Raw genomic sequence first — 22,216 nt, 5'->3', positions numbered from 1 at the left:
GACGCCGAGGGCCGATCGCGCGCGACCGTACGTCCATGGGATCAAGCGTTCGCGAACTGGCCGAGAAGACGCCCGCCGGGCGTGACCGGTACATCGACCTGCTGCGGGTCGCCTCGCTGGGCACGGTCGTCCTCGGGCACTGGCTGATGGCGGCCGTGACCGTCGGCGACGACGGCCGCGCCGAGGTCGGCAACCTCCTCGCCGTCGTACCGGAGCTGCAACTGCTCACCTGGGCCTTGCAGATCATGCCGGTGTTCTTCTTCGTCGGCGGCTTCGCGCACGCGCTGTCGTACCGCTCGCTGAGCCGGGGCTCCGGGGACGGCTCCGTCTACTCCGCCTTCCTGCGGGCACGGCTCCAGCGGCTGCTGCGGCCCACGATGGTGTTCATAGGCGTGTGGGGCGCGCTCGCCCTGGTCCTCCAACTGGGCGGCCAGGGAGGCGGGTTGCTCGATGTGGCGCTGCGGCTCGTCGCCCAGCCGCTGTGGTTCATCGGCATCTATCTGGCGATGGTCGCCCTCACGCCCCCGTTGCTGCGGCTGCACGAGCGATGGGGGTGGGGCGCGTTCGGCGCGCTGGCGGGGGCCGCGGCCGCGGTGGACGTGGCGCGCTTCACCTTCGACGTGCCGTACGTGGAGTTCCTGAACTTCGCCTTCGTCTGGCTCGCGGTGCACCAGCTGGGCTTCCTGCGGGCGGACGGCAAGCTGCGACTGCCGTACGCCCTGGCGGGCGCGGGCCTCGCGGGCGCCTCGCTCCTGGTCGCCCTCGGCCCCTATCCCCTCTCCATGGTCGGCATGCCCGGCGAACGCGTCTCGAACATGGCACCGCCCACCTTCGCCCTGCTCTGCCACGGCATGTGGCTGGTCGGCGCGGTGGAGCTGCTGCGCGCCCCGGCGAGCCGGTGGCTGGCACGGCCCCGCGTCTGGCGCGGCGTGGTGGTGGCCAACGGCATCTCCATGACGGCGTTCCTGTGGCACCTGACGGCGATGCTCGGGGTGTACGGGACGCTGCTCGCCCTCGACGTCCCGCTGCCCGAGCCCGCGACCGCCGGGTGGTGGGCGCAGGTGCCCCTGCGGATGGCGGTGGCCGCGGCCCTGACGGCGGCGCTCGTGGCGGCCTTCCGCCGCTTCGAGCGGCCGGGCGTGACAGGAGAGCCCGGCCCCGCCGGGACGGCCTCGGGCCCGACGGCGGCGCTCGGCGTCACGCTCTGCCTCTTCGGGGTGCTCGGCCTGTCGATGGTCGGCTTCGGCGGCCTGCTGGAGGGGCGCGCGGCGATGCTGGTCGCCGTCCGTGTGACGGCTCCGGCGGCGGTGGCGATGGCCCTCGCCGGGTGGGTGCTGGTGGAGCGGGCGGGGCGCTCCCGCGCGGGCGACTACGCTTGAGGATCGATCGTCCCCCCTGTCAGGAGAGAAATGGCCGTCAATCTGGTCAATGTCGAGGCAGTCAGCAAGGTGTACGGCACCCGTGCCCTGCTCGACGGCGTCTCACTCGGCGTGTCCGAGGGGGACAGGATCGGTGTCGTCGGGCGCAACGGCGACGGGAAGACCACCCTGATCCGGATGCTCGCCAAGCTGGAGGAGGCCGACACCGGGCGCGTCACGCACAACGGCGGGCTGCGGCTCGGCGTGCTGACCCAGCACGACTCGCTGGACCCCGCCGCCACCGTCCGGCACGAGGTCATCGGTGATCTCGCCGACCACGAGTGGGCGGGCAGCGCCAAGATCAGGGACGTGCTGACCGGCCTCTTCGGCGGCCTCGACCTGCCGGGCTTCCCGCAGGGGCTCGACACCGTCATCGGCCCGCTCTCCGGTGGCGAGCGGCGCCGCATCGCGCTCGCCAAGCTGCTCATCGCCGAGCAGGACCTGATCGTGCTGGACGAGCCGACCAACCACCTCGACGTGGAGGGCATCGCCTGGCTCGCCGAGCACCTGCGCACGCGGCGCTCGGCGCTGGTATGCGTGACGCACGACCGGTGGTTCCTCGACCAGGTGTGTACGCGCATGTGGGACGTGCAGAAGGGCTCCGTCTTCGAGTACGAGGGCGGGTACTCCGACTACGTCTTCGCCCGCGCCGAGCGTGAGCGCATCGCCGCCACCGAGGAGACCAAGCGGCAGAACCTGATGCGCAAGGAGCTGGCCTGGCTGCGGCGCGGCGCCCCGGCCCGCACCAGCAAGCCGAAGTTCCGCATCGAGGCCGCCAACGAACTGATCGCGGACGTGCCGCCGCCGCGGGACACCAGCGAGCTGATGAAGTTCGCGACGACGCGGCTCGGCAAGACGGTCTTCGACCTGGAGGACGTGTCCGTCCAGGCCGGTCCGAAGCTGCTGCTCAAGCATCTGACCTGGCAGCTCGGCCCCGGCGACCGCATCGGCCTGGTCGGGGTGAACGGCGCGGGCAAGACCTCGCTGCTGCGCGCCATGGCCGACGCGGCCCGCAGCCAGGGCGACGTACAGCCCGCGGGCGGCAAGGTCGTCGTGGGCAAGACGGTGAAGCTGGCCTACCTCTCGCAGGAGGTCGCCGAACTGAAGCCGACGCTGCGGGTGCTGGAGGCCGTGCAGCAGGTGCGCGAGCGCGTCGACCTCGGCAAGGGCCGGGAGATGACCGCGGGGCAGCTCTGCGAGACGTTCGGGTTCAACAAGGAGAAGCAGTGGACGCCGGTCGGTGACCTCTCCGGTGGTGAGCGGCGCAGGTTGCAGCTGCTGCGGCTGCTGATGGACGAGCCGAACGTCCTCTTCCTCGACGAGCCGACGAACGACCTCGACATCGAGACGCTCACGCAGCTGGAGGACGTCCTCGACGGATGGCCCGGCTCCATGGTCGTGATCTCCCACGACCGGTTCTTCGTCGAGCGGACGACGGACAAGGTGTTCGCGCTCCTCGGTGACGCCACCATGCGGATGCTGCCGCGCGGCATCGACGAGTACCTGGAGCGGCGCCGGCGGATGGCCGAGACCGCCTCCGCCCCGGCACCGGCGGCGCCCGCCCCCGCGCAGCCCGCCGTGACCGGGTCGTCCAAGGACGTCCGCGCGGCGAAGAAGGAACTTCAGAAGATCGAGCGGCAGATGGACAAGATCTCCGAGAAGGAGACCAAGCTCCACACCCAGATCGCCGATAACGCCACGGACTTCGAGAAAGTGGCCAAATGGGATGCCGAGCTGCGTGAACTGACCGCTGAGCGCGAGGCGTTGGAGATGCGCTGGCTGGAGCTGGCGGAGGACGCGTAGAGCTGCTGTGCAGCTCGCGTAACGGACGCATCACGGGCCGGTCCTCCCTTGGGAACAGGGGCAGGACCGGCCCCGTCTCGAACGGGCTCAGGGTGATAGAAAGGCTGACCTGAGCACCATTTGGCGTGCCGAAAATCAGTGAAGGGGGAAGCGCTGATGACTCAGCCGCCCAACCAGCCGCCGCACGGCGGTTTCGGAGCTCCGCAGGATCCGCCGCCGGGGCAGCCGCCCCAGCCACCGGGGCAGTCGCAGCCGCAGCCCGGCTACGGCTATCCGCAGACGCCGCCCGCGGCCGGCAACCCGTACGCGCAGCCGGCCCAGCCCGGCCCCTACGCGAACCAGCCGCAGCAGCCGGGCCCCTACGGCCAGCCCCAGCAGCCGGGCCCGTACGGCCAGCCCGGTCCCTACGGATCCCAGCCCCAGCAGTCCGGCCCCTACGCGACCCAGCCGCAGTACGGCTATCCCCAGCAGCCGCCCACGCAGCCGCAGTTCCCGGCGGGACCCGGTGCGCCCGGCGGCGGCGGCGGTGACGGCAAGCGCAAGAAGCTTCTGGTGACCGGCGCCGCGGCCGTGGCCGCACTGCTCGTCGCGGCCGGTGTCACCTGGGCCGTCGTCGGCGGTGACGACGAGGGCAAGAAGAAGTCCGAGGCGAAGAACAAGGACCCCAAGCCCTCCGCCACCGCTCCGAAGAGCCCGGGCCCCGACGAGGAGGACGCCACCGAGGGCAAGGAGGACCTCAACGAAGGCCGCCAGGCCGGTGAGGCGAAGGTCCTCTGGTACAAGGAGTCGCCCAAGGTGCCCGGTTCCGGCGGCGACGCCCCGGGCATGTGGATCGACGGCGACACCGTGGTCAAGGCCGCGTACAAGGAGCTGTACGCGTACAACACCGAGACCGGCAAGACCGCGTGGCCCGCCATCAAGTTCCCGCAGAAGATCTGCGCCGCGACGAAGACGGCCACCGACGACGGCAAGATCGTCGTCGCGTTCAAGGACGGCACCAAGAGCACCTCCAAGTGCAACCAGATCCAGGTCATCGACCTGAAGACCGGTGCCAAGGGCTGGGGCAAGCCGGTCAAGGAGGAGGGCGCTTTCGACTTCTCCATGCAGAGTCAGCTCGTCCTCATCGGTGACGTGCTCATGGTGGGCCGCGACCAGTCCGGCACCGCGCTGCGCATGAGCGACGGCAAGAAGCTGTACGTAGCGGACAAGAAGGAAGAGGGCACCTGCTTCCCCAACGGGTTCGCCGGCGGTGACGGCAAGCTTCTGATGGCGCTGTCCTGCGGCGCGGCCGGCCCCAAGGAGCACGACGAGCTTCAGCAGCTCGACCCGAAGACCGGCAAGGCCTTGTGGACCAAGAAGTTCCCCAAGGGCTGGCGGGTCCGCAAGGTCTACGGGACGAGCCCGACGATCGTGTACCTCCGCAACGAGGACAAGAAGCAGTGGAACATCTCGGTGCTGAAGGGGAACAGCGACGAGACCCGCTCCGAGGTCAGCAGCAAGGACAACTTCGCTCCCGAGTGCGGCACTTCGATCCTCAACGACGAGCTGGACGGCTGCCTCGGTGTGGCGTCCGACGACAAGTACCTCTACCTGCCGACCGACGACACGGGCGCCAACTCGATCGTCGCGATCAGCCTGGCCACCGGCAAGGAGGCCTGGCGCACCAAGTCGCCGCTGGCGGAGAGGATGTTCCCGCTGAAGGTCGAGAACGGCGAACTGGTCGCGTACGTCGAACCGTCGTACGACGCCGGCGGCCGCGTCGTCTCCATCCCCACGTCCGGCTCGCACAAGCCCAAGACCCTGCTCCAGCACCCGACGGGCACATCGAAGATCGAGAGCGGCTTCTACTCGAAGGACGTCGACTACGTGGACGGGCGCTTCTACATCTCGACCACCAGCATCACGGGCAGCTCCACCGGCTCCGGCGACTCGAAGCTGATGCTGGCCTACGGCAAGTGACCTTCCGAGCCGCCCCGCCCACCCCCTCGTCCCTCAGCGTCCCCAAGGAATCGACGACGTCATGACCCAGCCGCCCCAGCCCCCGCAGCAGCCGCCGAACGAGCCCCCGCAGGGCGGCTTCGGCGCGCCCCAGGACCCCCCGCCCGGCGGTTTCGGCGCCCCGCAGGACCCGCCGCCCGGAGGCTTCGGCAAGGCCCCGGACCCGTCCTACGGCTACCCGCAGCAGCCGCCGGCCCCGCAGACGCCGCCGCCCGCCGCGCCCCCGGCGCCGCCGGGCCCGCCGCCGCAGACGCCGCCGCCCGCGGGCCAGCCGACCTACGGCTACCCGCAGGCACCGCAGGCACCGCAGGCGCCCCAGGCCCCGCAGAGCTACGGTTACCCGACCCAGCCCGCCCAGCCGCAGTACCAGCAGCCCGGCTACCCGCAGGGTTACCAGCAGCCGCCGACCATGCCGATGCAGCCGCAGCCCGGCGGCACCGGTTCCGGCGGCGGCAAGAAGTTCAGCGGCCAGATGGCGATCATCGTCGCGGCGGTCGTCGCGATCGCGCTGATCGTCGGCGGCGGCGTCTGGTACGCCTCGTCCAAGGACGACGACTCCAAGAACACCGCGCAGGGCTCCGACAGCAAGGGCGGCAAGAAGGGCAAGGGCGGCGCGGGCACGGACGCCCCTGCGGGCCAGGGTCCGGCCAAGGAGAAGGCCCCGGCCGACCCCGCGGCCAAGGTCGTCATGCAGCTGCCCCAGCCCGCGATCCCCAAGGACCAGATCTGGCAGGCCACGGGGTCGGTGCTGACCGACGACACCTACGCCAAGTCGGGCATCAACGAACTGAACGGCTACGACCCGGACACCGGCAAGAAGAAGTGGTCGATCCCGCTCTCCGGTCAGACCTGCGCGATGTCGCGGGAGACCACCAAGGACGGCGTCGCGGCGATCATCACCGAAGAGGCCAAGCGGAACAAGAAGGGCGACTACCAGCAGTGCACCAACGTCTCCGCCGTTGATCTGAAGTCCGGCAAGAAGCTCTGGACCGAGTCCATCGAGACGAGCGGCATGAAGGCGACCTTCAAGGAGGTCACCATCTCCGGTACGACGATCGCCGCCGGTGCGGGCACCAGCAACGGCGGCGCCGCCTGGGACGTGTCCGGCAAGTCCCTGTGGAAGCCGAAGGTCAGCGAGTGCCAGGACGTCGGCTACGCCGGCGGCGACCAGCTGGTCGCGGTCCGCAAGTGCGGTTCGTACGGTGACGAGAAGCTGAAGGTCCAGCTCCTCGACCCGAAGACCGGCAAGCACAAGTGGACGTACCCGCTGGCCGCCGGTATCGACAACGCCAAGATCATCTCGACGAACCCGGTCGTCTTCGGCCAGGACACCACCGAGATCACCTCGAGCGGCGTCACCGACGTCTTCTCCCTCGGCAGCAACGGCAAGCTGCGCGCCAAGATCTCGCTGGAGGACGGCAAGTACGACCACGACTGCGGCGTCAACATGGTCAACGACTGCACGTCGATCGCGGTCGGCAACGACCGGCTGTACGTGCCGACGCGCCAGCACGACGGCAGCGGCGAGAGCTACAACCGGACGAACGAGATCGTCTCCTTCTCGCTGGCCACCGGAAAGTCGACCAGCGACCGCGCCGTCGCGGGCGACAACGGCGAGATCTTCCCGCTCCGCATGGACGGCGGCAACGTCATCGCGTACAAGGCCCACGGCTACCAGAAGGGCGCCCAGGTCGTGTCGCTCGACGGCAAGACGATGAAGGAGACCAAGCTGCTGGAGACCCCGTCGTCCGAGACCGTGACCGACGCGATCAGCGGCATGGTCCCGAAGACGAACGAACTGCTCTACTCCAACGGGCACCTGTTCATGGGCAAGGAGCTGCTCAGCAGCCCCTACTCGAAGGACGACAAGAAGTTCGTGGCGCTCGGTTTCGTCGCGAAGTAGCACTCCCGTCCAGCGCACGCGGCCGTCCCCTCGCACCATGAGGGGGCGGCCGTTGCCGTCGCCGCGCCGTCCCGTACTCCCAGTCACCCCCGAAGGGCACGGCTTTCGGCATTCCGGGCCGCTTCTGGCGGGTAGGGGGCGCGCAACGTCGAACAAGCGTGTAGCTTCCGGGAGATGGAGGGCCGGGGGGCCTGCGGGAACTGGGGGGTTTCTATGGGTGTGCGGCTCATGGTGGTCGACGACCACCGACTGCTCGCCGAGGCGCTCGCCTCGGCGCTGAAGCTGCGCGGGCACCGCGTGCTGGCCGCGGCGGCGCCCGCCGCGGGAGCGGCCGAGCTGGTGATCAGCAGGGCGCCGGAGGTGTGCCTCCTCGGCACGGCCACGCCTGCCGAGCCGGGCATGTTCGACCCGGTGGTGAAGATCAAGCGGGAGCGCCCGCAGGTGGCGGTCCTGGTGCTCGGCCCGGTGCCGAGCCCGCGCGGGATCGCCGCGGCGTTCGCCGCCGGTGCCTCCGGGTACGTACGCCATGACGAGCGCATCGAAGGTGTGGAGCGCGCCATCATGAAGGCGCGCGCGGGGGAGGCCGCCGTCGCGCCCCAGCTGCTGCAAGGGGCCTTCGGTGAACTGCTGAATCCCGCGGCGCAGCCCGACGACGAGGGGCAGCGCCTGTTGCAGATGCTCACGCCCCGCGAGGTCGAGGTCCTGGTGCGGGTGGCGGACGGCGAGGACACCCGGCTGATCGCGGCGGGGATGGGGATAGCCCCGAGCACGGCGCGCACGCACGTACAGCGGGTCCTGATGAAGCTGGGGGTCGGCTCACGCCTGGAGGCCGCGGCGCTCGCCGCGCGCACGGGCCTGCTGGACCGCGCCGAGCGGCCCGTGTCGGCGTACTCCGAGGGTGCCGAGGACAGGGAGACGCGGGCGGGGCCCGACTCACCGCGGTGAACCGGGCCCGGTCGCACGGGGGTTACTCGCCCTCGGCCGCCGGTGCGGTGGGCGCCGCCATGGGGCGCAGCCACAGCCAGCCGAGGAAGAAGAGCCCGAGGGCGAGCATGCCGAGGCCCGTCCAGAGGTTGATGTTGATGCCCTCGGCCTTGCGCAGGTCGGCGTCGGACGCGGTGATCCCGGCGATCGTCACGATGATCCCGTAGACGACGAACAGGCCGCCGATGATGCGCCGGATGTCGAAGAGGCGGGCGGCGGTCGCGGACCTCGCCTCCAGGTCGGAGACGTGCTTGTGCAGGTCGGACACGATATTCGGTCCTCCGATCGGGGTTAGAGCGAGTACGGCAGGTAGCAGGCGGCGGCGAGTGCGACGGCGCCCCAGCCGAGCAGTGCGGGCTTGCGGTACCAGGCGTCGTCGCCCGCCTCGGCTCCTTCGTCCGCCGGGCCGGGTGAGACCGTGCCGTAGACCAGCCCGGCCAGTTCGGCCTCCGGTTTGGGCGCGGTGAAGAGGGTGACGACGACCATCACGAGGGCGCCCGCGGCGAAGCCGACGATCGCCGAGACGAAGTTGGCGCCCTGGTCGGTCGGGATGTCGATGACGCCCTGTTTGTAGATCCAGAAGTAGTTGGCCATCGCGGCGGTGGTGCCCGCGACCAGGCCCCACACGCCGGACTTCATCGAGGCCCGCTTCCAGAACATGCCGATGACGAAGACCACGAACATGGGGACGTTGAAGAAGGAGAAGAGGGTCTGGAGGTAGCCCATGATGTTCGAGAACGACGAGGCGATGAACGCCGTACCGATCGAGGCGAGCACGCCGATCGCCGTGATGAGCCGGCCGAAGTTCAGGTAGTAGCCGTCCTCGCGGTCCTTGACCACGTACTTCGCCCAGATGTCGTACGTGAACACGGTGTTGAAGGACGAGACGTTCGCCGCCATGCCCGCCATGAACGCGGCGAGCAGACCGGTGACCGCGATGCCGAGGACGCCGTTGGGCAGCAACTCCTGCATCAGGTAGGGGATCGCGTCGTTGTAGGTGAGGTCGGAGCCCGGCGTGCCGATCTTCGGGACGAGGACGGCGGCGACCAGGCCCGGGATCATCACCAGGAAGACGATGAAGATCTTCGGGAAGGCGGCGATCAGCGGGGTGCGCTGGGCGGCGGAGAGGTTCTTCGCGGAGAGCGCACGCTGCACCTCGGCGAAGTTGGTCGTCCAGTAGCCGAAGGAGAGGACGAAGCCGAGCCCGAGGATGATCGTCAGCCAGTTGGCGCCGAGCGGGTTGGCGTCGCCGATGCCGGTGCCGCCCCAGGCGGTCATGAAGTTCCCGCCGTGCTGCTCCTCGATCGAGCCGGTGAGCCCGTCCCAGCCGCCGACCTTCTTCAGGCCGATGACGCAGATCGGGATGAGCGCGGCGAGGATCACGAAGAACTGGAGCACTTCGTTGTAGATCGCCGAGGAGAGACCGCCGATGGTGATGTACGCGAGCACGAAGAACCCCGCGACGACGATCGCCACCCACTGCGGCCAGCCGAGCAGTGCCTCGACGACGATCGACAGGGCGTAGAGGTTCACGCCCGCGATGAGTATCGCCGCGAACGCGAAGAGCGCCGAGCTGAGCAGGTGCGCGGACCGGTCGAAGCGCTGGAGCAGGAACTCGGGTACGGAGCGGACCTTGCTGCGGTAGTAGAAGGGCATCATGACCAGGCCGAGGAAGACCATGGCGGGGATGGCACCGATCCAGTACCAGTGGACGACCGCGACGCCGTACTGGGCGCCGGTGGCGGCCATCCCGAGGATCTCGGTGGCGCCGAGGTTCGCGGCGACGAAGGCGAGGCCGGTCACCCAGGCGGGCAGCGAGCGGCCCGAGAGGAAGAAGTCGAGGCTGGTCCGCACGGAGCGCCGGGCGGCGAATCCGATGCCGAGGACCACGGCGAAGTAGATGGCGAGGATCGCGTAGTCGAGGCCGTTGGTGGGCAGCCGAAGTCCCTCGGCCAGGGTTTCAGTGGGGGACTGCATGGGTGAACTCGCTTCGTTGCGCGAACGGATCAGACGGGAACCTACGCCCCCCACTTCAATAAATGAACAGTTCTGTTGAAGTTTTTTGTTTGGCTGCGATGGGACGTTGACGTAACTGTGGGTGTGTGATTGTTTGTGTTTGGTTCTGTTGGGTGGGTGGTGAGGAGCCCCGGACGTGAAGAAGACCTCGACCCGTCTCGCCGACGGCCGTGAGCTGATCTACTACGACGCACGCGACGACGCGGTCCGCGCGGCCGTCGACCGGCGCCCGCTCGGACCCGTCTCCACGACCTCGGAGATCCGCGCGGACCGGCTTCTGGGCGACGCCGTGGCCATCGCCTCGCACCGCCAGGGCCGCACCTACCACCCGCCGGCCGACGAGTGCCCCCTGTGCCCGTCCGCCGGGGAGCGCCTCAGCGAGATCCCCGAATCCTCGTACGACGTCGTGGTCTTCGAGAACCGCTTCCCCTCGCTCGCGGGCGACGCGGGCCGCTGCGAGGTGGTCTGCTTCACCCCCGACCACGCCTCGTCCTTCGCGGACCTCGCCCCCGAGCAGGCCGGCCTCGTCCTGGAGGCCTGGACCGACCGCACCGCCGAGCTGTCCCATCTGCCCTCCGTCGAGCAGGTGTTCTGCTTCGAGAACCGCGGCGCCGAGATCGGCGTGACCCTCGGCCACCCGCACGGGCAGATCTACGCCTATCCGTTCGTCACCCCGCGCACCGACCTGATGCTGCGCTCGCTCGCCGCGTTCAAGGAGACGTCGGGCGGCCAGAACCTCTTCGACGACATCCTCGCCGCGGAGAGCGCCGGTGAGCGGGTCGTCCTGGAGGGCGAGCACTGGGTGGCCTTCGTGCCGTACGCCGCCCACTGGCCCTACGAGGTGCACCTGTACCCCAAGCGCCGGGTGCCCGACCTGCTCGGGCTCGACGAGGCCGCCCGCACGGAGTTCCCGCCCCTCTACCTGGAACTCCTCAGGCGCTTCGACCGGATCTTCGGCGCCGGGGAGGCCCCCACCCCGTACATCTCGGCCTGGCACCAGGCGCCGTTCGGCGCGCTCGGCCGATACGGCGGCGTAAACCGCGACGATTTCGCCCTCCACCTCGAACTTTTCACGATCCGCCGCACTTCGGGCAAGCTGAAGTTCCTCGCGGGTTCCGAATCCGGCATGAGCGTGTTCATCAACGACGTGCCGCCGGAAGCCGCGGCCGATCGACTGCGAGAGGTAGCGAGTTCATGAGCGGTAAGTACCTGGTCACCGGTGGAGCGGGCTATGTCGGAAGCGTGGTGGCCCAGCACCTGATCGAGGCCGGGCACGAGGTGACGGTCCTCGACAACCTCTCGACCGGTTTCCGCGAGGGCGTCCCCGCCGGTGCCGCCTTCATCGAGGGCGACATCCGCGATGCCGCCAAGTGGCTGGACCCCTCCTTCGACGCCGTCCTGCACTTCGCCGCCTTCTCACAGGTCGGCGAGTCCGTCGCCAAGCCCGAGAAGTACTGGGACAACAACGTGGGCGGCACCATGGCGCTGCTCGCCGCCATGCGCGACGCCGGCGTGCGCAAGCTCGTCTTCTCCTCCACCGCCGCCACCTACGGCGAGCCCGTCAGCACCCCCATCACGGAGACCGACCCCACCGCCCCCACCTCGCCCTACGGCGCCTCCAAGCTCGCCGTCGACCACATGATCAGCGGCGAGGCCACCGCCCACGGCCTGGCCGCCGTCTCGCTGCGCTACTTCAACGTCGCGGGCGCGTACGGGGAGTTCGGGGAGCGCCACGACCCCGAGTCGCACCTCATCCCGCTCGTCCTCCAGGTCGCGCAGGGCAGGCGCGAGGCGATCAGCGTCTTCGGCGACGACTACCCCACCGACGACGGCACCTGCGTACGCGACTACATCCACGTCGCCGACCTCGCCGAGGCCCACCTCCTCGCCGTCGGGGCGGCCATGCCCGGCGAGCACCTGATCTGCAATCTCGGCAACGGCAACGGCTTCTCCGTGCGCCAGGTCATCGAGACCGTCCGCCAGGTCACCGGCCACCCCGTCCCCGAGGTGACGGCCCCGCGCCGCGACGGCGACCCCGCGGTGCTCGTCGCCTCCGCCGCCACCGCCCGCGAGAAGCTCGGCTGGCAGCCCTCCCGCGCGGACCTCGCGGGCATCGTCGCCGACGCCTGGGCGTTCGCCCGGCGGACCGCCCGGCAGGAGGGATAGTCCATGGCCACGGCATCCGAAGTCGCCGCGCGGTTCGCGGAGTTGTACGGGTACGCGCCGGACGGCGTCTGGTCGGCCCCCGGCCGCGTCAACCTCATCGGCGAGTACACGGACTTCAACGAAGGCTTCGTGATGCCGCTGGCCCTCCCGCACACCGCGGTCGCCGCCGTCGCCCGGCGCACCGACGGCGTCCTGCGGCTGCACTCCGCCGACATCGACGCCCCGCTCGCCGAACTGCGCGTCGACGAGCTGACCCCGCTGTCCGACGGAGGCTGGGCCGCCTACCCCGCCGGGGTCGTCTGGGCGCTGCGGGACGCCGGACACCCCGTCACCGGCGCCGATCTGCACCTGGCCTCGACGGTCCCGACGGGCGCGGGCCTGTCCTCGTCGGCCGCGCTGGAGGTCGTCACCGCGCTCGCCCTCGACGAACTGTTCGGGCTCGGGCTGACCCGGCCCGAGCTGGCCGTCCTCGCCCAGCGCGCCGAGAACGCCTTCGTCGGTGTGCCCTGCGGCGTCATGGACCAGACGGCGTCGGCGTGCTGCGCCGAAGGCCACGCCCTGCACCTGGACTGCCGCGACCTGTCCCTGCGCCAGGTCCCCTTCGACCTGGCCGCCGAGGGCCTGCGGCTGCTCGTCGTCGACACCCGCGTCCAGCACGCGCTCGGCGACGGCGCCTACGCCGAGCGCCGCGCCGGGTGCGAGGCGGGTGCGCGGGCCCTCGGCGTCAGCCACCTCCGCGACATCCCGTACGAGGAACTGCCCGCCGCGCTGGAGCGGCTGCCGGACGACAGGGTCCGCCGCTATGTGCGCCACGTCGTCTCCGACAACCACCGCGTCGCGCAGGTCATCGGCCTCCTGGACGCCGGTGACGTCCGCGCGATCGGCCCCGTCCTCACCGAGGGCCACGCCTCGCTCCGCGACGACCTGCGCATCTCCTGCCCGGAGCTGGACCTGGTGGTGAGCACCGCGAACGCGGCGGGCGCGCTCGGTGCCCGGATGACCGGCGGCGGCTTCGGCGGCTCGGCGATCGTCCTGGTGGAGAGCGGCGACACCGACGCGGTGACCGAGGCGGTCCTTGAGGCCTCGGCCGAGGCGGGCCACACGGCGCCCCGGGTGTTCCCGGCGGTGGCGTCGGCGGGAGCGCGCCGGGAGAAATAGGTGCCGCCGAGCGGTCACATCCGCGGGGAGCGGTTCGTCATGGCAGTGAACGACACCCCGGCCGGGGCGCACAGGCGCACCGGCACCTGCCTGATGAGGAGCATCCCCGATGTCCACCGCTCACGTTGTCGTCACGCTCCTGGCCGCCGCGATGACCGGCTTCTCGGCCGCCTCGGTCTTTCTGCGCTCGAAGTGGGTCGTCGGGCCCATGGCCGACTACGGCATCCCCATGGCGTGGCTGCCCTGGCTCGGCGCCGCCAAGGCCGCGGGCGCCGCGGGCCTCGTCGTCGGCCTGTTCGTGCCGTACGTCGGGGCCGCCGCCGGGATCGGCCTGGTCCTGTACTTCACCGGGGCGGTCGTCGCCGTGGTACGGGCCCGCTGGTACGCGCACATCCCCTTCCCCCTGGTGTACGCGGCGCCGGTGGTCGCCGCGCTCGCCCTGGGACTCGCGGCCTGAGCCGGGGGACTCGCGGCTTGAGCCGGCGGACTCTCACCCCAGCCGTTTGGTGAGCGTGAACTCCTTGACGCCCTCCGGGTAGTCGGGGATCACGCTCACCAGCTCGTATCCCTGAGCGCGGTAGAAGCCCGGCGCCTGGAAGTCCCACGTCTCCACACGGGAGTTGCGGCAGCCGCGGTCCTCGTGGGCCACGCGCTCCGCCTCGGCGAGCAGCCCGGAGCCGAGACCCGCGCCGCGATGGCGGTCGTCGACCCAGAGGTGGTTCACATGCAGCCAGCGGCCCCAGGTGTGCGCGGCGAGACCCGCCGCGAGGCCGCCCGCCTGGTCCAACGCCCAGAGCGCCAGGGGCACTTCCTGGTCGTCGGCCGTGCCGCGGAGGGCGCGGATCGCCGGGGACGCCGCCGTATTCGTCGCGGCGAGGCGCGAACGAAGCAGAGCCAGCCGCTCCTTGTCGACTCCTGTCTCCATGCGAAACATACGGCTCACCATAAACGCGCCCGCCCATCAGTTCTGCAAATTGCCTTCCGCTCGTGGCCCGCGGCTCTACTCTGAAGAACAGTGCCGGTGGGGGCCGGCGCCGATCAGGGGGCGAGACAGTCGGGTTCGACGCCCGGCGGGGGTGGCAGTCAGCGCGCGGCGGCGGCCGGGCGATTCGGCGACCCCCGTGCCGGGCGCCGTACCCGCGCCGATCGTTCTCGGACGGTTTCCGACGGGGGTGTCCCCTGCTCCCTGCGGGGCGCGGGGAAGGGGGTTTCTGTGGTTCGCATCCGAGTTCTGGTCGTCGACGACCATCGCATCTTCGCCGAGTCGCTCGCGGCCGCGCTGGCGGCCGAGCCCGACGTGGAGGTCTCCGCGGCGGGCAGCGGCCCCGCCGCGCTGCGCTGCCTGGAGCGGTCGGTCTCCGAAGGCCGCAGATACGACGTGCTGCTCGTCGACGCCGATCTCGGCGCCACAGCGGGCGCGCTCCAGGGCACCCTCCCCCAAGCTCTCGGCTTCGCTCGAACCGGGGGGACCCCCATCGCCGCCCCCGTCCAGGACGGTGGCGCGGACGGTCTCGTGGACGGCATCTCTCTGGTCGCGGGCGTCCGTTCCGGCCAGCCCGCCGTGCGCACGGTCGTGCTCGCCGAGAAGGACGACCCGCGCCGCGCGGCCCTCGCGCTCCAGGCCGGCGCCTCGGGCTGGGTCGCCAAGGACTGCTCGCTCTCCCGCCTCCTGACGGTCATACGCGGCGTGCTGCGGGAGGAGACGCACCTGCCGCCCGCCCTGCTCACCGGCGTCCTGCGCGAGCTGACCGCCGCCCGCAAGCACCGCACCGAGTCCGAGCGCCTCGTGGAGTCCCTGACCCCGCGCGAGCGCGAGGTGCTGCGCTGCATGGTGGCGGGCCTGGGCAGGAAAGCCGTCGCCGAGCGCCTCTTCCTCTCCCCGCACACGGTGCGCACCCACATGCAGAACGTCCTGGGGAAGCTGGGCGTCCACTCCACGCTCGCGGCGGTCGCGCTCGCCCGGCGCGCGGGAGTCGGCCCGGTCGACCTAGCCGGGGATGTTGTCGAACGGGGCGGTCAACTGGCGTAGCAGCCCGGCCAGTTCCCCCCGCTGGGCGCGGGACAGCTCCGCGAGGATCGCCCGCTCCTGCTCCAGGAGTCCGGCCAGGGCCTGGTCCGCGCGGTCCCTGCCCTCGGTCGTGAGCCGTACGAGCACGCCGCGCCGGTCGCTCGGATCGGGCAGCCGCTCGACGAGGCCCTTCTTCGCGAGGCGGTCGATGCGGTTCGTCATCGTGCCGGACGTCACCAGGGTCTGCGTCAGGAGTTGGCCGGGGGAGAGCTGGTAGGGGGCGCCCGCGCGCCGCAGCGACGTCAGGACGTCGAATTCCCAGGGCTCCAGATTGTGCTCGGAGAACGCGAGCCTGCGGGCCCTGTCCAGGTGCCGCGCGAGCCTGCTCACGCGGCTGAGCACCTCAAGTGGTTCCACGTCGAGGTCCGGGCGCTCCCGGCGCCACGCCGCGACCAGCCGATCGACCTCGTCCTCCATGACGATCAGTGTAGGGGGTCTGTCGACGTGAAGTCTCTTGACGTCAAGATACGTAGCGTTGAGGATGACGCCAGACCCCGTCCTGAGGAGGCCCGCCCCGTGCCCGCAGCCACCCCGACCTGGGATCCGCTCCAGTACCTCCGCCACGCCGACCACCGGTCCCGCCCCTTCGTCGACCTGCTCGCCCGCGTGCCGGACCTCCCCGCTACGGGCGACCGGCCGCACCGTATCGCCGACCTCGGCTGCGGTCCCGGCAACGTCACCCGGCTCCTCGCCGAGCGGTGGCCCGCCGCGCACATCACCGGGCTCGACAACTCGCCGCAGATGCTGGCCCGCGCGGAGCGGCTGACGGGCCCCACGGCAGGGGGCGGACGCCTCGACTTCGCCCCGGCCGACGCCACGGACTGGACACCGGCCCCCGGCACGTACGACCTGATCCTCTCCAACGCGGCCCTCCACTGGGTGCCGGGCCACCCGGACTCCTTCCCGGCGTGGATCGCCGCCCTCACCCCCGGCGGTACGTTCGCCTTCCAGGTGCCGGGCAACTTCGACGCGCCCAGCCACACGCTGCTGCGTGACCTCGCCGCGTCCCGGCGCTGGCGCGACCGCCTCGGCGGGGTGCTGCGCCACGGCGACGCGGTGCTCCCGCCGGGGGCGTACCTGGCACGGCTCACGGACCTGGGCTGCGCGGTCGACGCCTGGGAGACGACGTACCACCACCTGCTGACCGGCGAGGACCCCGTGCTGGACTGGGTCAAGGGCACGAGCCTGCGCCCGGTCCTGACGGCCCTGGCGGACGACCCGGACGCGACGGAGGCGTTCCTCGCGGAGTACGGGGAACTGCTGCGCAGGGCGTATCCGGCGACTGAGCACGGCACGGTGTTCCCGTTCCGCAGGGTGTTCGCGGTGGCTACGGCGTCCGGCCGAGGTGTGTGACGAGGATGCGGATGACGTCGTCGCCAACGAGGTAAAGGGCGCGGTAGTCGCCGACCCGGAGGCGCCGCGCGGTGGGCCCGTACGCCGTGGAGCCGGCTGGGCGGGGCTGCTCGGCGAGCGCGTCGACGGCTTCGTAGAGCGCGGCGAGGCCCACGGGGTCGTCCTTGAGGAAGCGGACGGCCGCGTTGGTGGCGGCCGGCTCCCAGATGATCTGGCAGGTCACGGACGCAGCCCCAGCATTCGTCCGACTTCCTCGTGCGGGATGCCCTCTTCGAGGGTCCCTTCCGCCTTGCGGCGCTGAAAGTCGGCGAGTGCCAGGGCGTCTTCGAGGTCCTCTATCACCTGGGGCGAGACGAGCAGCGCGGCCACGTGCCCGTGGTCGGTGAGGGCGATGGTCTCGCGCCCGTGGGCGGCGCGGCGTACCAGGTCGCCGAGTTGTGCACGGGCTGCGCTGATCGCGATCTCGGTCATGCATCAAGAGTGCACAATGTTAATCTTGTGGTCAATGCGTGGCCATGGCTTGATCGGCCTCAGCTCTTCCGGTGGCCTATCAGGCGCGGCTTCGGCTCCAGGCCGTCCAGGCCGTGCCAGGCCAGATTGACCAGGTGCGCCGCCACCTCCGCCTTCTTCGGCTTGCGGACGTCCAGCCACCACTGGCCCGTCAGCGCCACCATGCCGACCAGCGCCTGCGCGTACAGCGGGGCAAGCTTCTGGTCGAAGCCGCGGCCCTTGAACTCCTGCCCCAGGATGTCCTCCACCTGCGTCGCGATGTCGGAGATGAGGGAGGCGAAGGTGCCCGTCGACTGGGCGACGGGCGAGTCGCGGACCAGGATGCGGAAGCCGTCCGTATACGTCTCGATGTAGTCCAGGAGGGCGAACGCGGCCTGTTCCAGGAGTTCCCGGGGGTGCCCGGCGGTGAGCGCGCTCGTCACCATGTCGAGGAGCTGGCGCATCTCGCGGTCCACGACCACCGCGTACAGCCCCTCCTTGCCGCCGAAGTGCTCGTACACCACCGGCTTGGAGACCCCGGCCTTCGCCGCGATCTCCTCCACCGACGTGCCCTCGAACCCCTTCGCGGCGAAGAGCGTGCGGCCGATGTCCAGCAACTGCTCCCGGCGCTCGGCACCCGTCATCCGGGTCCGGCGGGTGCGCCGGGGCTGCTTCTCTTTGCCGGCAGGGCTGGAATTACTGGAGTCGGTCGCCACGTCGTCCATCATGCCGCGTCAGCGGCCTGCGGCTGGCGGCGGGCGTCGATGCGCGACTTCGACGGCCACCGCACGTCGTACGCCCAGCCGAGCCGCTCGCACCAGCGGATGATCCGCGCGGAGGAGTCGAGCTGCCCCTTCATGACGCCGTGCCGCGCCGACGTCGGGTCGGCGTGGTGGAGGTTGTGCCAGGACTCGCCGCAGGACAGCACCGCGAGCCACCACACGTTGCCCGAGCGGTCACGCGACTTGAAGGGCCGCTTGCCGACCGCGTGGCAGATGGAGTTGATCGACCAGGTCACGTGGTGCAGCAGCGCCACGCGGACCAGGGAGCCCCAGAAGAACGCCGTGAAGGCGCCCCACCACGACATCGTCACCAGGCCCCCGACCAGCGGCGGAATGGCGAGCGAGACGATCGTCCAGAACAGGAACTGGCGGGAGATGCGGCGGATCACCGGGTCCTTGACCAGGTCGGGCGCGTACTTCTCCTGCGACGTCCGCTCCTCGTCGAACATCCAGCCGATGTGCGCCCACCACAGGCCCTTCATCAGCGCCGGGACCGTCTCGCCGAAGCGCCAGGGCGAGTGCGGGTCACCCTCCGCGTCGGAGAACTTGTGGTGCTTGCGGTGGTCGGCCACCCAGCGCACGACCGGGCCCTCCACGGCCATCGAACCGGCGATCGCGAGCGCGATCCGCAGCGGCCGCTTCGCCTTGAAGGCGCCGTGCGTGAAGTAGCGGTGGAAGCCGATCGTGATGCCGTGGCAGCCCAGGTAGTACATGAAGACGAGCAGGCCGAGGTCCAGCCAGCTCACCCCCCATCCCCAGGCGAGCGGCACCGCCCCGAGCAGGGCGACGAAGGGTACGACGATGAACAGGAGCAGCGTCAGCTGCTCCAGGGACCGTTTCTGCTCACCGCCCAGGGTCGCGGGCGGCAGGTCTCGGGGGGAGCCGTTCTCCCGGACGGGAGCGGCGTCGATCACATCGGGCTCGGAAGGCGCATCGGACGTTGTCGTCATGGGCACGTCCCCTGTGGGGTCGAAGGTTGGGGTGGGAGAGGCGCACGGGCACGGTGACGCAGGGCGCTGTGACTCCGGCAGCCACTTCCGCTGCACTACCCACGTTCCTACGGTTCCGTAACCTACGGCGACGTAAGTATGGCAGCGCGGAGCGTCTCGGCAAGTGGCCGAAACTTCCGTGCCCCGAAGTGACACCTATCCTTGGAAACGGTCGGACAGCGCGGTCCGTTCTGAATCTCCCCGGATCCTTACCGGGACCCCTCCCAGACGTGCTTCAAACACTGCAAGGAGCCGCACCTGTGAGCAGTGCCGACGACCAGGGCCGTCAGGCCACCAGTACAGCCAGCACCGAGCTGCGCGCCGACATCCGCCGCCTCGGCGACCTGCTGGGCGAGACCCTCGTACGCCAGGAGGGTCCCGAACTCCTCGAACTGGTCGAGAAGGTCCGCCGTCTCACGCGCGAGGACGGCGAGGCCGCCGCCAAGCTGCTCGGCGGTACGGAACTGGAGACCGCGGCCAAGCTGGTCCGCGCCTTCTCCACGTATTTCCATCTGGCGAATGTCACGGAGCAGGTCCACCGAGGCCGCGAGCTGCGTGCCCGGCGTGCCGCCGAGGGCGGTCTGCTGGCCCGCACGGCGGACCGCCTCAAGGACGCCGATCCCGAACACCTGCGCGAGACCGTGCAGCACCTCAACGTGCGGCCGGTCTTCACCGCCCACCCCACCGAGGCCGCCCGCCGCTCGGTCCTCAACAAGCTCCGCCGCGTCGCCGAACTGCTGGAGACCCCGGTCATCGAGTCCGACCGGCGCCGCCACGACACCCGTCTGGCCGAGAACATCGACCTGGTGTGGCAGACCGACGAGCTGCGCGTCGTACGCCCGGAGCCCACCGACGAGGCCCGCAACGCCATCTACTACCTCGACGAGCTGCACGCCGGCGCCGTCGGCGACGTCCTGGAGGACCTCACCTCGGAGCTGGAGCGCGTCGGCGTCCAGCTGCCCGAGGGCACCCGCCCCCTCAGCTTCGGCACCTGGATCGGCGGCGACCGCGACGGCAACCCGAACGTGACGCCCGCCGTCACCTGGGACGTCCTGATCCTCCAGCACGAGCACGGCATCAACGACGCGCTCGACATGATCGACGAGCTGCGCGGCTTCCTCTCCAACTCCATCCGCTACACCGGGGCCACCGAGGAGCTGAAGACCTCCCTCCAGAGCGACCTGGAGCGCCTGCCGGAGATCAGCCCCCGCTACAAGCGCCTCAACGCCGAGGAGCCGTACCGCCTCAAGGCCACCTGCATCCGGCAGAAGCTGGAGAACACCAAGCAGCGCCTGGCCAAGGGCACGGCCCACGAGGAGGGCCGCGACTACCTCGGCACCGCCGAGCTGCTGCACGACCTCACGCTCATCCAGACCTCCCTGCGCGCGCACAAGGGCGCCCTCTTCGCCGACGGCCGGATGAACCGCACCATCCGCACGCTGGCCGCCTTCGGCCTCCAGCTGGCCACCATGGACGTACGCGAACACGCCGACGCCCACCACCATGCGCTCGGCCAGCTGTTCGACCGCCTCGGTGAGGAGTCCTGGCGCTACGCGGACATGCCCCGCGAGTACCGTCAGAAGCTGCTCGCCAAGGAGCTGCGCTCCCGGCGCCCCCTCGCGCCGTCCCCCGCCCCGCTCGACGCCGCCGGGGAGAAGACCCTCGGCGTCTTCCTCACCGTCAAGAAGGCCCTTGAGGTCTTCGGCCCCGAGGTCATCGAGTCGTACATCATCTCGATGTGCCAGGGCGCCGACGACGTCTTCGCCGCCGCCGTCCTCGCGCGCGAAGCCGGACTCATCGACCTGCACGCCGGCTGGGCGAAGATCGGCATCGTGCCGCTCCTGGAGACCACGGACGAGCTGCGCGCCGCCGACGTCATCCTCGACGAGATGCTCGCCGACCCCTCCTACCGCCGACTGGTCTCGCTCCGCGGTGACGTCCAGGAGGTCATGCTCGGCTACTCGGACTCCTCCAAGTTCGGCGGCATCACCACCAGCCAGTGGGAGATCCACCGCGCCCAGCGCAGGCTGCGCGACGTCGCGCACCGCTACGGCGTGCGGCTGCGCCTCTTCCACGGCCGCGGCGGCACGGTGGGCCGCGGCGGCGGCCCCTCCCACGACGCGATCCTCGCCCAGCCCTGGGGCACCCTGGAGGGCGAGATCAAGGTGACCGAGCAGGGCGAGGTCATCTCCGACAAGTACCTCGTGCCGTCCCTGGCGCGGGAGAACCTGGAGCTGACCGTCGCGGCCACGCTCCAGGCCTCCGCGCTGCACACCGCGCCGCGCCAGTCGGACGAGGCCCTCGCCCGCTGGGACGCGGCCATGGACGTCGTCTCGGACGCCGCGCACTCCGCGTACCGGCGGCTCGTCGAGGACCCGGACCTGCCGACGTACTTCCTCGCGTCGACGCCGGTCGACCAGCTCGCCGACCTGCACCTGGGCTCCCGGCCGTCGCGCCGCCCCGGTTCGGGCGTCTCGCTCGACGGCCTGCGCGCCATCCCCTGGGTCTTCGGCTGGACCCAGTCGCGGCAGATCGTGCCCGGCTGGTTCGGCGTCGGCTCGGGCCTCAAGGCGCTGCGCGAGACCGGTCTCGACTCCGTGCTCGACGAGATGCACGAGCGCTGGCACTTCTTCCAGAACTTCATCTCGAACGTCGAGATGACGCTGGCCAAGACGGATCTGCGCATCGCGCGGCATTACGTGGACACGCTCGTCCCGGACGAGTTGAAGCACGTGTTCGCCACGATCGAGGAAGAGCACGAGCTGACCGTTCGCGAGGTGCTGCGGGTCACTGGTGAGGACCAGCTTCTCGGTTCCCACTCGGCGCTTCGGCAGACCTTCGCGATTCGGGACGCGTATCTCGACCCGATCTCGTATCTCCAGGTCGCGTTGCTGAAGCGGCAGCGGGACGCGGTGGCCGCCGGCCAGGAGGCTGATCCGTTGCTTGGGCGGGCCTTGCTTCTTACCGTTAACGGTGTTGCGGCTGGGTTGCGGAATACCGGCTGATTTTCTGCGGGCGCGTGGGGGCTGGTCGCGCCCACGCGGCGGAGCCGCATATCGATACAGCCCCGCGCCCCTGAAGGGGCGCCC

General features: G+C 70.6%; 20 protein-coding genes. 12 read left to right on the top strand and 8 right to left on the bottom strand.

Annotation, left to right across the window (positions count from 1 at the left end; all coding sequences use genetic code 11):
• Nucleotides 1-35: 35 nt before the first annotated feature.
• The 5 genes from IG54_RS0125230 to IG54_RS0125210 all read left to right on the top strand — a co-directional run bounded on the left by IG54_RS0125230 (nt 36) and on the right by IG54_RS0125210 (nt 8,067).
• Nucleotides 36-1,379, top strand: a complete 1,344-nt coding sequence (locus IG54_RS0125230) for an acyltransferase family protein (RefSeq protein WP_030788790.1) — start codon at nt 36-38, stop codon at nt 1,377-1,379.
• 30 nt (nt 1,380-1,409) lie between these two features.
• Nucleotides 1,410-3,221, top strand: a complete 1,812-nt coding sequence (locus IG54_RS0125225) for an ABC-F family ATP-binding cassette domain-containing protein (protein ID WP_030788787.1) — start codon at nt 1,410-1,412, stop codon at nt 3,219-3,221.
• A 156-nt stretch (nt 3,222-3,377) separates the two neighbouring features.
• A complete protein-coding gene (locus tag IG54_RS0125220; RefSeq protein WP_030788784.1) occupies nt 3,378-5,180 on the top strand; it encodes a PQQ-binding-like beta-propeller repeat protein in 1,803 nt (600 codons plus the stop codon).
• 61 nt (nt 5,181-5,241) lie between these two features.
• Complete coding sequence (locus IG54_RS0125215; protein ID WP_030788781.1) at nt 5,242-7,122, top strand: PQQ-binding-like beta-propeller repeat protein; 1,881 nt, start codon at nt 5,242-5,244, stop codon at nt 7,120-7,122.
• A 213-nt stretch (nt 7,123-7,335) separates the two neighbouring features.
• A complete protein-coding gene (locus IG54_RS0125210) occupies nt 7,336-8,067 on the top strand; it encodes a helix-turn-helix transcriptional regulator (protein WP_030788778.1) in 732 nt (243 codons plus the stop codon).
• Nucleotides 8,068-8,089: 22 nt separating this feature from the next.
• Here IG54_RS0125210 and IG54_RS0125205 read toward each other — a convergent pair whose 3' ends face one another.
• A complete protein-coding gene (locus IG54_RS0125205) occupies nt 8,090-8,374 on the bottom strand; it encodes a hypothetical protein (RefSeq protein ID WP_030788773.1) in 285 nt (94 codons plus the stop codon).
• A 23-nt stretch (nt 8,375-8,397) separates the two neighbouring features.
• The gene (locus IG54_RS0125200; protein ID WP_030788770.1) at nt 8,398-10,083 is read right to left on the bottom strand and encodes a sodium:solute symporter family protein; all 1,686 of its coding nucleotides are present in this window, start codon (nt 10,081-10,083) and stop codon (nt 8,398-8,400) included.
• Between the two features lie 175 nt (nt 10,084-10,258).
• Here IG54_RS0125200 and galT point away from each other — a divergent pair, with 175 nt between their 5' ends.
• The 4 genes from galT to IG54_RS0125175 all read left to right on the top strand — a co-directional run bounded on the left by galT (nt 10,259) and on the right by IG54_RS0125175 (nt 13,903).
• Nucleotides 10,259-11,320: a galactose-1-phosphate uridylyltransferase gene (gene galT, locus IG54_RS0125195; RefSeq protein WP_030788768.1), complete on the top strand. Its 1,062-nt coding sequence runs from the start codon at nt 10,259-10,261 to the stop codon at nt 11,318-11,320.
• On the top strand, nt 11,317-12,288 hold the full coding sequence (galE, locus tag IG54_RS0125190; RefSeq protein ID WP_030788766.1) for a UDP-glucose 4-epimerase GalE: 972 nt from the start codon (nt 11,317-11,319) through the stop codon (nt 12,286-12,288). The genes galT and galE overlap by 4 nt, the downstream gene beginning before the upstream one ends.
• Nucleotides 12,289-12,291: 3 nt before the next feature.
• Nucleotides 12,292-13,446: a galactokinase gene (gene galK, locus IG54_RS0125185; RefSeq protein WP_030788764.1), complete on the top strand. Its 1,155-nt coding sequence runs from the start codon at nt 12,292-12,294 to the stop codon at nt 13,444-13,446.
• A 109-nt stretch (nt 13,447-13,555) separates the two neighbouring features.
• The gene (locus tag IG54_RS0125175) at nt 13,556-13,903 is read left to right on the top strand and encodes a DoxX family protein (RefSeq protein WP_030788763.1); all 348 of its coding nucleotides are present in this window, start codon (nt 13,556-13,558) and stop codon (nt 13,901-13,903) included.
• A gap of 33 nt (nt 13,904-13,936) precedes the next feature.
• Here the strand turns inward: IG54_RS0125175 and IG54_RS0125170 are convergent, their stop codons facing one another.
• Nucleotides 13,937-14,392 carry a GNAT family N-acetyltransferase gene (locus tag IG54_RS0125170; protein WP_078594462.1) on the bottom strand — a complete coding sequence of 152 codons (456 nt, stop codon included), beginning with the start codon at nt 14,390-14,392 and terminating at the stop codon, nt 13,937-13,939.
• A 267-nt stretch (nt 14,393-14,659) separates the two neighbouring features.
• On the opposite strand from IG54_RS0125170, the gene IG54_RS0125165 reads away from it, so the two are divergent.
• Nucleotides 14,660-15,475, top strand: coding sequence for a response regulator transcription factor (locus IG54_RS0125165; protein ID WP_030788759.1), 816 nt, complete (start codon nt 14,660-14,662; stop codon nt 15,473-15,475).
• Here IG54_RS0125165 and tamR read toward each other — a convergent pair.
• Nucleotides 15,434-15,931, bottom strand: coding sequence for a MarR family transcriptional regulator TamR (tamR, locus tag IG54_RS0125160; RefSeq protein ID WP_030788757.1), 498 nt, complete (start codon nt 15,929-15,931; stop codon nt 15,434-15,436). The two genes, IG54_RS0125165 and tamR, sit on opposite strands and share 42 nt — an antisense overlap.
• Before the next feature lie 99 nt (nt 15,932-16,030).
• Here tamR and IG54_RS0125155 point away from each other — a divergent pair, with 99 nt between their 5' ends.
• Nucleotides 16,031-16,867 carry a trans-aconitate 2-methyltransferase gene (locus IG54_RS0125155; RefSeq protein WP_030788755.1) on the top strand — a complete coding sequence of 279 codons (837 nt, stop codon included), beginning with the start codon at nt 16,031-16,033 and terminating at the stop codon, nt 16,865-16,867.
• Here the strand turns inward: IG54_RS0125155 and IG54_RS0125150 are convergent.
• From IG54_RS0125150 to IG54_RS0125135, 4 genes are read right to left on the bottom strand one after another with little or no spacing between them, the layout of a single operon-like run.
• Entirely contained in the window at nt 16,842-17,090 is a 249-nt protein-coding gene (locus IG54_RS0125150) for a type II toxin-antitoxin system RelE family toxin (RefSeq protein ID WP_030788753.1), read from the bottom strand. The two genes, IG54_RS0125155 and IG54_RS0125150, sit on opposite strands and share 26 nt — an antisense overlap.
• On the bottom strand, nt 17,087-17,338 hold the full coding sequence (locus IG54_RS0125145; protein WP_030788751.1) for a type II toxin-antitoxin system Phd/YefM family antitoxin: 252 nt from the start codon (nt 17,336-17,338) through the stop codon (nt 17,087-17,089). The genes IG54_RS0125150 and IG54_RS0125145 overlap by 4 nt, the downstream gene beginning before the upstream one ends.
• A gap of 59 nt (nt 17,339-17,397) precedes the next feature.
• Nucleotides 17,398-18,084: a TetR/AcrR family transcriptional regulator gene (locus IG54_RS0125140; RefSeq protein ID WP_078594460.1), complete on the bottom strand. Its 687-nt coding sequence runs from the start codon at nt 18,082-18,084 to the stop codon at nt 17,398-17,400.
• Nucleotides 18,081-19,088 (bottom strand): acyl-CoA desaturase, encoded by a 1,008-nt coding sequence (locus IG54_RS0125135; protein WP_030788746.1) that lies wholly within the window; start codon nt 19,086-19,088, stop codon nt 18,081-18,083. Before IG54_RS0125135 ends, IG54_RS0125140 begins: the two co-directional genes overlap by 4 nt.
• Nucleotides 19,089-19,387: 299 nt before the next feature.
• Here IG54_RS0125135 and ppc point away from each other — a divergent pair, with 299 nt between their 5' ends.
• On the top strand, nt 19,388-22,132 hold the full coding sequence (ppc, locus tag IG54_RS0125130; RefSeq protein WP_030788743.1) for a phosphoenolpyruvate carboxylase: 2,745 nt from the start codon (nt 19,388-19,390) through the stop codon (nt 22,130-22,132).
• The last annotated feature ends 84 nt before the right edge of the window (nt 22,133-22,216 follow it).

It is taken from the genome of Streptomyces sp. NRRL S-920 (assembly GCF_000717945.1).
GTDB lineage: Bacteria > Actinomycetota > Actinomycetes > Streptomycetales > Streptomycetaceae > Streptomyces > Streptomyces alboniger.
Note: the sequence above shows the minus strand (reverse complement) of the source record. Positions and strands in the feature narration are given on the sequence as shown.